Genomic DNA, 13,490 nt, shown 5'->3' with positions numbered 1-13,490 from the left:
AAGCCGGACGGCCGAGACTACAGGCTCGGTTCACGACAGCCCGATCCGAGGGGAAGGCGCGCGGTAAAAATCTTCGATTTCCAGAATCCTATAAACGGCTGTTTTGATTGAACTACCTCAGCGATCAGGTATCCTGATCGAAAATTACAGAAAGGGAATACTTTGAAGGCAGGTCCCGTCACTGTTCGCCAGCTTCTGGAAAACCGGCAACGATTTTGTGTTCCAATATATCAGCGCCACTATGTATGGCAGCGAGACAAGCAATGGGAACCGTTCTGGAATGATGTTCGGACGAAGGCCATTGAACGACTGAATGGTCGTGAACGGCGTTTCTCCCATTTTATGGGTGCTGTCGTCCTGGAGGCTCGTGGCGCGATTTCTTCGCGGCAAGTGACCTCATTTCAAGTTGTTGACGGCCAGCAACGGTTGACTACGTTCCAAATGTACCTTGCGGCGGCACGGGACTACGCACAGCAAGCAGGTTTTGAGGACACTGTAGGGCTCATCGAAGGCTACCTTTTCAACGAAAAAGAACATCTCATGGAAGAGCCGGAGATCGAGCGGTTTAAAGTTTGGCCGACAAAATTTGACCGCCAGTTATTTCAGGATATCGTTACTATCGGTCGTACCGAGCTACGGAAAAAATATCGCGCACACTTTTACAAGGGACGTGACAAAATATACGACTACAGCACCGTTCCAAATCTTCTTGGAGCCTATGGTTATTTTTTTGACAGGATCAAGCATGCTGTTGAAAGTGACGATCTGGAAGATGATTTCGCCGAAACCATCGAATTAGAGGGTGAAAACGACGCCGAAATCGAGAACAAGGAAGCAGTGGATGGAAAAGATCAAGACCGTGCAGCTATGGAGCTGCGGCTTGATGCTCTTTGGGAAGCTCTCATCGAAGAATTCAGGGTCGTCGAAATCACGCTGGAAGAAGGCGATGACGCACAGGTGATTTTCGAAACGCTTAATGAGCGTGGGGAACCTCTACTGGCGGCTGATCTTGTGCGAAACAACATTTTCCACCGTGCAGACGCAAGACGCGAACATGCAGAGAAGTTGTTCGAGAAATATTGGAAGGCTTTTGAAGACCCCTTCTGGAGCTTCATGGAAAAGCAGGGTCGATATAAAAAGGCACGTATTGAATTCTTCCTTGCCAATTTTATCGCTGGAAAAGTTGCAGGAGAAGTGACCCTCTCCAAGCTATTCAGCGAGTATAAGGCCTTCATCAAAATCCAGGCTGGCAAACCGCAAAAAGAGTACCCTACCGTCGAGGCTGAACTTCGAGACCTGGGAGCTTACGGAGAGATTTATCGGCGACTTCTGGAACGCGATGGAAATGACCCGCTCGGACAATTTGCAAAGCTGCTTCATCCTTGGGATGTGACAACGGTATACCCTCTCGTTCTTCGGCTATGGGCAACTGGAGAGATGGACGATGAGGAGAAGAACGGTTGCCTTTCGATTCTTCTAACGTTTATTGTTCGCCGCGCAATCTGCGGACTTACAACAAAAAATTATAATAAATTCTTCCTATCTGTTTTGCGTTATTTGGAAGCCAAGGGTTTCTCGCGAGACAATTTGGCTAAGTTCCTCACGGCTCAGGAATCTGAAAGTGCGCGTCTTCCTACTGATTCGGAATTTGAAAGCGCCTGGCTTTCTGCTCCTATGTACGGACGTCGATTGACCCCCCTCCGTGTCCGGGCCGTGCTGGAAGCCATAGAGCGCGTAAAGAGACAGAAGTTCCATGAAACGGATCAGCTCAGTGCCGATCTATCAGTGGAACACGTCCTGCCATCAGGATGGGAAGAGCATTGGCCGCTTCCCAATGGTGAGCGTCCGACCAGTGATGAGACCTTCCAAGCGATGTTCGCTAGTGAAGAGAACGACACGCGCGTAGGCCAAATTGTGCGACGCCGCAGGCTTCTAAATACATTTGGCAATCTGACCGTTCTGACTAAACCCTTGAACAGCAGCGTCAGTAATGGGCCTTATAAAGACAAGCGTGCGGCCCTTGGAGATCATTCATTGCTGGTGATGAATCGCGAAATCACAAAAGAAGAAATTTGGGACGAAGCCCAAATCGAGGCGCGCGGCAAAAAACTGTTCGAGTTTGCGCAAGGCATGTGGCCATATCCCGGCACAAAGTGAGCTCGGAATAAAACCGGTACGATCGAACCTCATGACTTACTTAATCTGATAGGCAAGGCGGCGCTGTACAAAGGCGGGCTTCGAGCCTTCGAGAATCTTCACGATGGCATCGTTTATGCGCGGATTCTCGATGGACCCGGATTCATAAGTGAATTTGTAGTCCGCCGCCTTATCCAAGGTCACGTAAAGTACCTGCTCCGCGTCCGCTCCAACGGCAAGGTTGGGATTATGCGTGACCAAAATCACCTGCCGTGTTTTCTTGGCTACACGGATGCAACTCGCCAGAACGGAGAATATGCTATCGTTGTCGAGATTATCTTCCGGTTGGTCGATAATCAGCGGCGTTTTCTCCATATCGAGATGCAGATAGAAAACCAGCAGCAGCAAGCCCTTTTCGCCGGGTGATAGCTGGTTCAGGTTTTTTCCACCAAGGCGAAGCTCGTATCGAGCATCGAAATATTCAAACGAGAACAAAAGATCATATAGACGCTTTACGTCTTTTACCTGCTTGCTGACATCTTCCTCGAAGACCGAGGAAACAATGCCTTTTGCAAAGGCAAGGATGCTCTCAACATCATTCCAGTCCACATCCGCCATGCGTGCATCAAGTTCGGACTGGCCCTGCGCCGTACCGCGAAATGGCCCGCTTGCCGCTTGGTTCACAAGGTCAAAGAAGCTGTCCTGAAAATCATGAGATGGAACGAAAGACGCATCAATCGTCACCATGAACGCATCGGAATTTATCTCGGCCAACCGCTCTTCAACACTGGTCTTGAGGGTTTCATAGAAGGAGCGGACCTTTGTTTTTGCCTCGAATATAGACCGGGAAATTTGGTTACGGTCCTCATATCGTGCATTCAGCCGGGTTCGTAGTCCCTCGTCAATGTAGCGAATACGCCGCTCGATATCCTTGATAGTGCCGGGCTTCGGACTTTCTTCGTCACCCATAACTGCGGTCATTTTCGACTGAACGTCGGTTAGGGCCTGCACGTACCGCTGATATCTACGTTGCGGTGCAGATAGCGTCTCTTGCAGCGTTTTCAGCTTGTCGGCCAGAAATTGGTAAGCGGCGCGAAGATCCGGCACGCTTGATAGCGCCGCCAAATCGGTTTCGTCGGAGACAGGTTTCTCGCCCGCAAGCTCCAGCACTTTTACCTCGGTCTTGAGCGCCGTGATTCTAGCGTCGATTGGCCGCGTATCAACGCGATGTGAAACAATGGCGTCGATGTCGAAGCCAAACTTCGTACATGAAGCCCGAAGTTCCTCTTTGCTTTCCTTGACCTGCGCGTCAATCGCGGCCACGCTTTCCCCCAACGCAGCAACATCGACAATATCCATTTTGAGCGCTGAAAGGCGCTCTACTGCGGCTTTGCCCCGTTCTTCGATATCTGACTGTACCTGTCTCGTTTCTTCGATCTGTCGGGTTACAGCCTGCTGTTCGGGAGTTTCCTCCTGGGGCTTCGGCTCTTCCTTGGGCTTCGATTCTTCAAGAACGCGGTATTCCTCGCGTTTCTGGTTCAGCTCTTCGGTGAGGCGCGTCTTTGTCGCTGGGTCAGCCTGCTTTTCCAGTTCGACAATTTCGATGTTCAGCTCGCGAAGCCTGACCTTCAGCGCGCTAATGTCGCTCTTACTCTGGCTGGTCTTCAGTTCTTCCAGCTCTGCAAAGGTGGACTTCCCCATCCGGTCGGACTCATCGACATGGGAGAAGACGACCTCTTCTATTTTTCGGCGGAATGCCTTGACCTCAATCTCGTTGGTAAGGCTCTCGAAGTAGTTCTGCGGCAGATATTTTACAGACTCGGGCTTGAGCGTATCGACATCCGCATCCAGCTTCTTTGTCGGTGTTGCTCCGCTCGCCCAGATCAGCTCACCGACAAAGTTCTCCGCGTAGCCCTTCTGCCTGAATTTCCTGTTCCTGGCGTCATCGGTCAAAAATGAGAAATGATCGAACTGACGGGACTCGCCCAAAAGCCCGATTATGTCGGCAATCGCGCTCTTGCCGCTGCCCTTGTTACCAATGATCGCGGTAAGCTCGGGGTTGAACGGAATATCGACGTTCTTGAACCACGATCCGTTGTTGCCGCGATAGCCGGACACCTGATTGACTTTGAGACCGGCGATGAAGCGGGTCGCGTCCTGATCGAGCCGCTTCAAAACCGTTGGACGCTCGCCGATATGAACGCGCCCCTTCGGTTCGAAAAGCGTTTGACGTAGCCCGCGAAATGTCAAGTCAGCTTTAATCCAAGTCGGCTCGAAGCCCGCCTCGTCCCCGGACAAACGGGAAAGATCGTCGAATGAGTGTGCATCCGATCCGCAATATACCGGCTTCTTCTGGCTCTCGGAGCGGTCTTCGTAGCGGTCGGATTTCAAGAAATGATCGGTGTTCTTCGCAGCTCCGAAGAACGCATGGCTTGCCTTGTCGAGTTCGTCAGAAATCGACATGCTTCGGGGCGATTTGCTATCAACGCCACGAAGCCCATCGTTACTGGCCGCCGTGACAATGATGTAGGCAGTTTCGTCGGGGAAAACCTGCTTGAGAGCTGTTCTCAGCTCGCTGATGCTAACTGTAGCTTGCTCGTAGTCATCTCTGGACCCAAGCTCACGGCAGCGCAACCGCGCATCACCCCTCGTTTTATGGGTATAGAGGTCACTCAAAAGAGTGGCTAATTTCTCCCGTGTCGCTACTGCCGGATCGATGAGGACATGGGTGTGTACATTACGCCCGTCAGAACTCACAGTCTCCGTCAGACGAAATTCTATATTGGGAACGAAGAATTTCTTGCCGTCAGGGTAATGACTCCCATAGGCATCCAGTACGGCAAAGTAGCCGTCGAAAGAAAAATAGTCGGTAATGCCGAACGCTTGAACATCCGATGCCTCAAGCGCGTCAACGTACCGCTTGAGCGTTTCTTCCGATACACCGCCGTAACTGTCGGACAGCTTGGTGCCGGGGGCATGCAAATGCAAATCCCACCGCTTCCAAATCGATCCGATCTTATGGTTAGAATCCGTCAACCCCAACGCCCCTCGACTACCGTGCAGCTTCGGCGGCGATATGTCCAGCGAAGGATGTGATAAAGGTTTTCAGACTTGTCATGTCTGACATCTCGGTAAATTCGCCAGTTGACGCAGCAGAGCGCGGCGAAGCTAGAAGAGCTGCGTTGGTATAAAGCTGTTCCTGCACCAATCGCTGGCAAAGAATATCATAGCGATTGAGGTATGATGCTTTTTGAAATTCCTTGAATACCGGAAAATGCGGAGAGCGGTCAGTCACCGGACGCCGCGATTCCGGCGCATCCTCGACCATCATCCTCCAGCCGACGAAGGGCCGCGATTGTTTGCCGAATGCTTCCTCGCGGTAGGCGGTCCACAGATCGTGGGCGGTGCCGATAGCCTCTTCTGTGCGGTTATTAAAATTGTTCCCGAAGGAAGGCCCGACCTGGCTTTTCAGTTCGATGGCAGCGACCAGTTTGCCTTCATTGATGACCAGAACATCCCACAGCTTGGTCGGTCTGAAATATCCCGGCAGGGTCAGTACAGCACGCTTCTGGTGGATTTGCGCATGACGCAAACCATTGGCCTCGATGATATCGATCAGCAACGCCAGAAAGCCGTCCATGTTCTTACCGGCGGTGACGCCCGCCCGCTCTCCCTGATCGGCCTTGCCGGCTTCTATCTGCTTTTGCCTCGCTCTTTCCCGATTGCCCCAGAACGCCATAGTCGCCTCGCGCGCCTTGCGTTCATAATCTACTAAATCAAGTGCCATGGCCCGATATGCCCCCCCAGGCTGTCCGTTCGGACTCGTCAATGTCATAAAGATGCATCGCAGCGCGATTGCAGGCTTCAATGTCGCCACGCTCCGCCGCGCCGATCAGTTCGTGCCGGATTGCCACCGGAACGTCGCGCCAATGCGGAATGCGGATGCGGCGCAAATACTGAGCCTGAAAACGCAAATACCCGCCGCGCATTTTTGTCGAGTAGGTCGCAATGAACAACCGCGCAATGCCGGACAAGAGCACGGCCTGAAGTGCGCGAATATCCCATGTCTCCGACGTGATGTAATAAAGGTTGTGGTGAGGGTAGAGCTGCCCGTCCTCGTAAACGATATGGGCTTCGCCCTTGATGTCGGGGATAAGCAGCTTTTTTTTACCTGCAATCGCGGGATAGATACGATCAATCGTGCGATACCAGTTGGCCGGTGCTTTCCGGGCCACATGTCGCCCCGCGATCTGCTCTTTGTGCTCTTCGAGATACCGCCGCAGCCGGGGATACTTGTCCAAATCCACAAGACCGCCATCGTCTGAAAACGGATTTACGACGCCGTATCCCCGCCAATCGACCACGCCCTGCATGATGTCGCGGGTCATTACGAGCGGCAGCTTGCGGTCGGGTTCAACATCAAGGGTGTCGAACGGCGCGATGAATGCTTTATCAGCCCCTGTAGCAACGCCGATCCCGACCTTGCAACCTGCTTCTTCCAGGGTCGGCAGCCCGCGCTCGAAACGCCGCACAAGTGCGAGTTGGTCGGGAGCATCCAGTATCCAAGGCTCCCGTCCGTCCATGACTCTATGAACCTCTCGCACGGACGGAGCAGCGGACGGAACCAAGGGCGCGTTCAATGCGCGGGCGAGGACGGACAACGTATCTGCTTCGATGGCAGGACGGCGGGCGATGCGCGTCGGTCCCGCTTCTTCGCGTCGAATGATCGTGATGGCGGGATAGGCGATTACATCCGAGTGAAAAGCGGGCGTGTCCACCATGTCCACATAGACCGCAAGATGAAAGCGCGACGCAACCAGCTCGCGGAGCGGCGCGCCGTAACGGTTTTTCATCCAGCGATCCGCGCAGATAAAGCCGAGTGCACCATCCTGCTTGAGCATGGTCAGGGACCGTTCGATGAAAGGCACATAGATGTCGGCACGGTCATAAATGGTGCGGTAGCGAAAGCGATACTCCGCCATCAGTACATCGGGAATGAGCTCCTGCCGCACGTAAGGCGGGTTGCCGACGACTACATCGAAGCCATCGGGAAGGTCGGCCAGCAGGAAATCCGCGTGTAGCAGCCACATATCGGTGAGCGCGGACGCCGTCTCATTCGGAATCCCTGCCGACACCAACAGGGATTCGATACGTTCCTTCGTGGTGCGGTAGGTAGCGTCGTGCAACTCAACGCCGCGTATGGCATGGCTAAGGTTTGCGATTGGATCGGGACGGTCGGCCAGAGTCCATGCCGACAATAAACGCTCGATAGCCGGCAGTAGGAAGTCGCCGTTCCCAAAGGACGGCTCCAGCAGCTTCATGCGGTGTAGTGGGCGATCCGGGGTGTAGCCCGCCAGATCGAGGATGAAGTCCACGACCTCGCGGCGCGTGAAGATTGCTCCCCGTTCCTCGATGCCCGCATTGGCAAGGGCCTGCACAGCCTCGCTGATCGGCGAAGTTTCGAAAAGGGACGGCTGCCGGTCGGCGATGGCTAGGGCAAAAGAATCCATGAGAACAAAAATAGAATCTTAAGCGGCAATCAAGCAAGCTCAAAGAACCCCCCGCCCACAACGTATGGGGGTGGACTCACATGTTATGTCCAGCACCTCTCCAATCCGTGCTGCTTATTTGCGGCTCTAAGGGCAAAGCGCCTTTGGCCGATGGGATAGCTCCAAGGCGAGGGGTAGCGCAAAACTTCCTTCCTGGTGTCCACGAAACGGTCATGGGGAGTATCGGGGGTAGCTCCCCTGATCGGGGATCAATCGAGCGGTCGATTGTGCATGGTACGGTGCAGGTGGAGAGGCAATTCTCCATGCCCTGCGAGTGGGTTCAGGGCGGCGCGATAGCCCCCTGATCGGGTTCAGCGCCGACGCGCTGGCGACATCCAATCGGCGGACGGTTGGTCAGGATTTCACAAGGGCTCGACGGCCCTTTGAGCGATGGGTGCAGGGAGAGCGAACTCTCCCGCGAGTGATTGACCGACGATACGGTCTATTGGCTCTGGAACGGGTTCGATACCCTGAAAGAGCCAGGGCTGGGGGATGCAACGGGGGGCGCTAGCTGCCCCCTTGCCAAGATGGTTTTGTACTACAAAACACATCTTGCGAACCGTGGAGATGGCCGGTTCTGTGGAATTGTACTACAGGGTGCTGCCGCCCGTCAGGCATCAATTCAACAGGGGCGTTTCGGTGCGTTTGAGCGAACGGATCAAGGTCCACCGATGCACGCCCAGCCTTTTAGCAGCGCCGGTTGGCGTGAGCCCTTCCACCTCGATCATCCGTCTTGCTCTGCCGATATCCGATAGACTCATCACCGGCGGCCTGCCGATCCGTGCGCCGCGCTTTCGGGCGGCCTCAAGGCCCTCCTTGGTTCGTTGCGAGAGGGTGCGCCGCTCGAACTCTGCCAGCGCCGAAAGCATGGTGTAGACAAAAATGCCGGCGGGCGTGGACGTGTCGATATGGAGATTGGCGATCTGGAAATGCACGCCGCGCTGGCGGAGCTTTTCCGCCTCGGTCAGCGCATCGACCACCGAACGGAAGGCGCGGTCCAAATCCCAGACCACCAGCATATCCCCTGTTTTGAGCTTTTTGAGCACCTCGTCGTAAACGGGCCGCTTGCCCGCTGCCGCCGAAATCGTCTCGATATGCAGCTCGTCGCAAAGGGCCTTTAACCCGTCAATCTGGCGGTCATGGCGCTGCTCTGGGGTGGAAACACGGATGTATGCAATATTTTTCATATAAATCAATATGTTGATGGGTTTTTGGGTGTCACACAATGGTCCCCTTTATGCTTCCGCCGATCCGGCCCGTGCGGCACCCCCGCGACCTGGCCGGAAACCTCAATTTCTATAATATCTTAACAGAAATGGAAGTGTTTATACAAATATAAACAAAATGGGACGGTTGTGAGCAATATCAAGCGCATCACCCGAAATATTAAAGCAAGAATTTCGACCTTTATGCTGGCGGTAATTGTCGGTGCCAGCCCTTCGTATGCCGCAGGCGTAACGGCTGGTGATATTCTTCGGGAAATGCCGGACAGAGAATTTATCGTTTATATTTCTGGAATGGTTGAAGGCTTCGCCTATTCCCGGTTCCGCAAAGATACGCTTGAGGCGGGTGAGCGAACGGAAACCGGTATGGAATGTATTTACGACTGGTTTTTCAACAATCCTGGCGTCACCCTGACTATCGAAGATGCCTTCCAGCAACACAGTGAACACGGTCCATCGACCGTATTAGGCGCAATGCTGAAACAGGAGTGCGGCGAATGACCCACTCCATTCTAGCCGGTAGCTTGAGCAGGGAATTTGGCGGACGCAGCCAGGCGTCCGTCTTCCATCGTTTCCAGCAAATGCAACGCGACGACCGCAAGCGCCGCGAGCGCGAGGACAAGGCCAAGGCCGAGGCCGAGGCCGAGGATAACGGGTCGGACCTGCTCGATATGGCGGCCGTGATGGTGTCCAGTGCAGAGATCGGTGCGTTCCGTCTTGAGATTGACCGGTATGATGCAGCCACGTTTGAGGCGCTCTATGCCAACGAAACAGCCCTCGCCCTCATCATGCAGCAAAAAGAGGAACTGCTGATGCAGGCATATGTGCTGCCTGATGGCCGCCACGTGTTCAAGTCGGAAGACGGCGTTCGTGTCTTTGACGAGCACGGAATCGAGCTTGGTGCCGATGATATTGATCCCGAACTGATCGGTAATGAGCGTCCTAGCTGGGAGACCTATGAGCGGGTTTTCAATGAGGAATTGTTCTTGCGACAGGAGCGCCAGGAGCTTCTTGATTATCAGGCGCAGCTTGACGAGGCGCGCGAGCGCCTTGATGCGGGCGATATGACCCACGAGGAATTCGATGCATTGCGCGATGAACTGACTACCGCCATGCCCGACGCCGTCCGCGCCCAAATTCTCGAACTGGCCAACGAGCAAGAACCGGCCCCGGATGCGTCTGCACCGGCATCGAACCTGTTCGATATTTCCGACGATATGCGGCCGACCGCCACCGCATCGGCTATGCCCGCACCGGGCGTTCCAGCCTAAGCCGCCCGCTTCTATCCGGCCGGGGGATCATCCATTCCCCGGCCTTGTCTCTGATTCCTGTTTACCTGTCCGCCCACTGCTACAGCAAAGGAGAAGACCATGAGCGAGAAGGACGATCTAGGACCTATGGGGAATTATTTGCGCGACCTCCAAAACGCCCGGGCCTATGGAACGAGCGGCAATGCATGGGTCAATGAGCAGGTCAGAGCCGAAAAAGAGTTGGAACGGCAAAAGCAGCATCGCTTATCTCCCCCAAAAGCTAATACAAGAAAACAGCGTCGCTCATCTCCCCCAAAAGCCAACACAGGTCGCAAAGTGATCTGCACCGAACTGGTGCGGCAGGGCTTGTTTGACAGGGACGATTATCTGCTTGGCGCGCGCCATGTCGAAAAGCACCTGAGCGAGCAGCATATGCGCGGCTATCACGCCTGGGCGCTGCCGGTGGTGCGCTCCATGCGGCGCTCGCGCAGGGCTACCGCCTTCTGGCGCACGCTTGCACGGGCGCGGGCCGATCATATCGCGTTCCTTCACGGCGATACGGCCCGCCGCAACCGCTTTGGCGCGTTCCTGTGCGCCATCGGCCATCCCGTCTGCTACCTCATTGGCGGACTGGTCGGAGAGCAGGATTGGCGTTCCCTCTACCGTGAGAGGCTGGCCGTTACCGACCGGTAGCTGAGTCCGCAAAATATGTGATTGGCGGGCCGCTTCGGCGGCCCGTCTTTTTGGAAGAATGGCTATTACGAGCGTGTTTTCAGCGTCTTGCGCAGGGTGGTTTCATGAACGCCCAGTCGCTGCGCGATAATTACGATGCGCTCACCATTTCTGACGCTGCGCCGCGCATGCTCCAGCAAGTCGCGGGTTAGTTTTGACGGGCGACCGCAATGAACGCCCCGGCGCTTCGCCGCTTCCATGCCCGCCCTAGTGCGCTCGCGGATCAACTCGCGCTCAAACTCGGCTAGGGTCGCAAAGATGGCGAAGATCATCCGCCCTTCGGGCCGCGTCGTGTCGATCATCGCACCCTGTCCGGTGAGAACGCGCAGGCCGATGTCCTTGACGCGCAATTGCTCAACAAGGCCCATCAGGTCGATCAGGCTGCGGCCCAGCCGGTCGAGTTTCCAGACCACCAGCACGTCGCCGCTCCTGCATCTGCCGATAGCGCGGTCCAGTCCCTGCCGCCCGTTGAGCACACCCGATGCCTTATCGGAATAGATGATGGTGCAGCCGGCCTCAATCAGGGCTCTTTCCTGAAGGTCGAGATTTTGCCCGTCAGTGGAAACACGGGCATAGCCGATCTGGATGTTCGCTTCGTCGGGGACATTCATGGCCATCGCCCGGTTAAGCCGCTGATATTAAGAATAAAAAGGAAAAGGGTTCCCTTTTGCCCCTCATGGAAAAGGTAGGAGAGCGCGCATAGGTATGTCCGTTGTGCGCGTTATATTGAATAATATTTCTCATATACGTATAGTTTTGTTGATTGTTAGATCAATATTGTGGGATAATTATACATGTAAGAGGGAAGACTTTACCAATATTATAAATCACTAATACATAAGCATGCAGCCGGCTTTATTTTCCCTTCTCCGGCTTGCAGGCAAACGGGATGGTATGGGCAGGCATATTCGGGACCGGCAATCGGGGAATTTGTTTTTTGCGCTTTTCGGGGCCGTCGCCCTCGTGGCGGTATTGGGAACAACGATCAGCACGCTGGTGAAGGGGCCGGTACGCTCGATGCATGCGGTCACCCAGAATACACGCGTGACCAACGATCTGATCGCGGCGGGCGCGCTCTTATCCGAACATACATTATCCCTGCCCGATGCCGATGCCGATTGCGATGGCGATGGCATCATCGAGCCGCCGCCATGGAAGCCGGCGCCGGTGGGCGCGGCCCCGACCGGCGGCGGCGTCCTGCCCGATACGGTCGGCGTCAACCGCCGCGATCCATGGGGTAATGATTACGGCTATTGCGTCTGGGACCATGGCAGTAAAACCGTCTCGGACAATGTTGCCGCCTGCGGCGGTGCAAGCGCCCATCGCCGCCGGGGCGGTCCGTCCAGTTCGGGGATTGCCATCGCGCTGGTCAGTTCCGGTCCCGACCGGATCTTCCAGACAAGCTGCGCCGATTATATCGATGACGATCATCCCGGCGTAATCCGCCCCGCCGGCAGCGATGATATTGTGCGCGTCCTGCCCTACGGCCAGTTCCTGCTGCCGCGCGTCTCCTCGGCCCGGCTTGAGGATCTGGCCGATGCCGCCTGTACGGTCGAGACCATCGGCATCATGCGTCTTTCGCTCGGCGTTGTGCAGGCCTGCATGGATACGGGCTGGGAGGAAGTCGGCACGGCCGCGCAGGCAACCGGGAATTTTGATCCAATCATCAATGCCGGCCTGGCCACGCACCATACCTCGAATTCTATTTCCTTTGCCGGCTTCATGGGCACCAAAAATATCGAGGTTCAGGGCGATGCGGCCTTGCTGGTCAACGGCATCGTCACGCCCTCGCCGACGCAGATCGTCGCCGGCGATGATGTGGCGCTGCGCGCCACTTCTTCTTCTACCCCCGAAACCACCTTGAGCTTTTCCGTCTCGATCAGCGGGGTGAAGAAGACATGGACCCTCCGCACGCGCGATAGGACCCCGGCCAATCTGGAGATCACCCCGCCTGCCGCCTCGAACATGCTGGTCGATGGCGAGAGCGGCACCGCCTATAGCGGCACCACAACTTTCACCGTGCGCAACATGGGCGAGGACAAGGCCGTGCTATACAGTCCGGCCATCAACTCCTCGGATTTCGAGGTCACGGCCAATAGCTGCGCCGCCGCCTCGCTCTTGTTGAATGACAGCTGTTCGGTCACAGTGCGGGCAAAAGCCACCGCTACTGGCGCGCTTGCTGGCACGCTCACGGTATCGGGCGCGGCGGAATATTATGGCGGCAATGTCAGCAAGACCGCATCGCTTTCGGGCGACGCCCTCTTCCCGGTCACCCTGACCAGCGCCACGGCGGTGAACCTCGCCGCCCTGCCTGATTTCACGGCCAATGGCCGCTGGGCGGCCAGCCGGCCCAAACGGGTGATCGTGCCGGCCGGCACGATTATCGGCTCAACGGCGCCCGGCGTGCCGGCCCTGCGCACCGGCACAGGTCGCGGCGGCACGCTGCATATCACCGTCAATGGCGAGATTCAGGGGGCCGGTGGTCAACCGAACAGTGGCGCCGGCGGCACGGCGCTGCTCGTCGAACAGGCCGGCCTCACCCTTGTCAATAACGGCGCCATCAGGGCCGGTGGCGGGGCCGGAGGCCAAGGAGGTAACGG

10 protein-coding genes are annotated in these 13,490 nt (G+C 55.9%); 5 read left to right on the top strand and 5 right to left on the bottom strand.

Annotated features, from left to right (window positions below; all coding sequences use genetic code 11):
• Window positions 1–162 precede the first annotated feature (162 nt).
• Entirely contained in the window at window positions 163–2,157 is a 1,995-nt protein-coding gene (locus VNS12_RS11665) for a DUF262 domain-containing protein (protein ID WP_325488013.1), read from the top strand.
• 36 nt (window positions 2,158–2,193) lie between these two features.
• Here VNS12_RS11665 and VNS12_RS11660 read toward each other — a convergent pair whose 3' ends face one another.
• From VNS12_RS11660 to VNS12_RS11645, 4 genes are all read right to left on the bottom strand, one after another.
• Window positions 2,194–5,172: a TrlF family AAA-like ATPase gene (locus VNS12_RS11660; RefSeq protein WP_325488012.1), complete on the bottom strand. Its 2,979-nt coding sequence runs from the start codon at window positions 5,170–5,172 to the stop codon at window positions 2,194–2,196.
• A 16-nt stretch (window positions 5,173–5,188) separates the two neighbouring features.
• Window positions 5,189–5,923, bottom strand: a complete 735-nt coding sequence (locus VNS12_RS11655; protein ID WP_325488011.1) for a PaeR7I family type II restriction endonuclease — start codon at window positions 5,921–5,923, stop codon at window positions 5,189–5,191.
• On the bottom strand, window positions 5,913–7,646 hold the full coding sequence (locus VNS12_RS11650; RefSeq protein ID WP_325488010.1) for an Eco57I restriction-modification methylase domain-containing protein: 1,734 nt from the start codon (window positions 7,644–7,646) through the stop codon (window positions 5,913–5,915). Before VNS12_RS11650 ends, VNS12_RS11655 begins: the two co-directional genes overlap by 11 nt.
• Before the next feature lie 656 nt (window positions 7,647–8,302).
• Entirely contained in the window at window positions 8,303–8,872 is a 570-nt protein-coding gene (locus tag VNS12_RS11645; protein WP_325488009.1) for a recombinase family protein, read from the bottom strand.
• 168 nt (window positions 8,873–9,040) lie between these two features.
• On the opposite strand from VNS12_RS11645, the gene VNS12_RS11640 reads away from it, so the two are divergent.
• The 3 genes from VNS12_RS11640 (at window position 9,041) to VNS12_RS11630 (ending at window position 10,851) form a co-directional block, all read left to right on the top strand.
• On the top strand, window positions 9,041–9,409 hold the full coding sequence (locus VNS12_RS11640; protein WP_325488008.1) for a hypothetical protein: 369 nt from the start codon (window positions 9,041–9,043) through the stop codon (window positions 9,407–9,409).
• Window positions 9,406–10,179, top strand: coding sequence for a hypothetical protein (locus VNS12_RS11635; RefSeq protein WP_325488007.1), 774 nt, complete (start codon window positions 9,406–9,408; stop codon window positions 10,177–10,179). Before VNS12_RS11640 ends, VNS12_RS11635 begins: the two co-directional genes overlap by 4 nt.
• Before the next feature lie 315 nt (window positions 10,180–10,494).
• On the top strand, window positions 10,495–10,851 hold the full coding sequence (locus VNS12_RS11630; protein WP_325488006.1) for a hypothetical protein: 357 nt from the start codon (window positions 10,495–10,497) through the stop codon (window positions 10,849–10,851).
• Between the two features lie 65 nt (window positions 10,852–10,916).
• On the opposite strand, the gene VNS12_RS11625 is transcribed toward VNS12_RS11630, so the two are convergent.
• The gene (locus VNS12_RS11625) at window positions 10,917–11,501 is read right to left on the bottom strand and encodes a recombinase family protein (protein ID WP_414693114.1); all 585 of its coding nucleotides are present in this window, start codon (window positions 11,499–11,501) and stop codon (window positions 10,917–10,919) included.
• Window positions 11,502–11,784: 283 nt separating this feature from the next.
• On the opposite strand from VNS12_RS11625, the gene VNS12_RS11620 reads away from it, so the two are divergent.
• Window positions 11,785–13,490, top strand: a 1,706-nt coding sequence (locus VNS12_RS11620; RefSeq protein WP_325488005.1) for a hypothetical protein, incomplete at its 3' end; no start/stop codon positions are given.

The sequence above is a fragment of the Pelagibacterium sp. genome, from assembly GCF_035555455.1.
In the GTDB taxonomy this organism is placed as follows: Bacteria; Pseudomonadota; Alphaproteobacteria; order Rhizobiales; family Devosiaceae; genus Pelagibacterium.
Note: the sequence above shows the minus strand (reverse complement) of the source record. Positions and strands in the feature narration are given on the sequence as shown.

Coding starts and splice junctions, on each gene's coding strand:
- VNS12_RS11655 (WP_325488011.1), bottom strand. CDS start 5,923: ATGGCACTTGATTTAGTAGATTATGAACGCAAGGCGCGCGAGGCGACT.
- VNS12_RS11650 (WP_325488010.1), bottom strand. CDS start 7,646: ATGGATTCTTTTGCCCTAGCCATCGCCGACCGGCAGCCGTCCCTTTTC.
- VNS12_RS11645 (WP_325488009.1), bottom strand. CDS start 8,872: ATGAAAAATATTGCATACATCCGTGTTTCCACCCCAGAGCAGCGCCAT.
- VNS12_RS11635 (WP_325488007.1), top strand. CDS start 9,406: ATGACCCACTCCATTCTAGCCGGTAGCTTGAGCAGGGAATTTGGCGGA.
- VNS12_RS11625 (WP_414693114.1), bottom strand. CDS start 11,501: ATGAATGTCCCCGACGAAGCGAACATCCAGATCGGCTATGCCCGTGTT.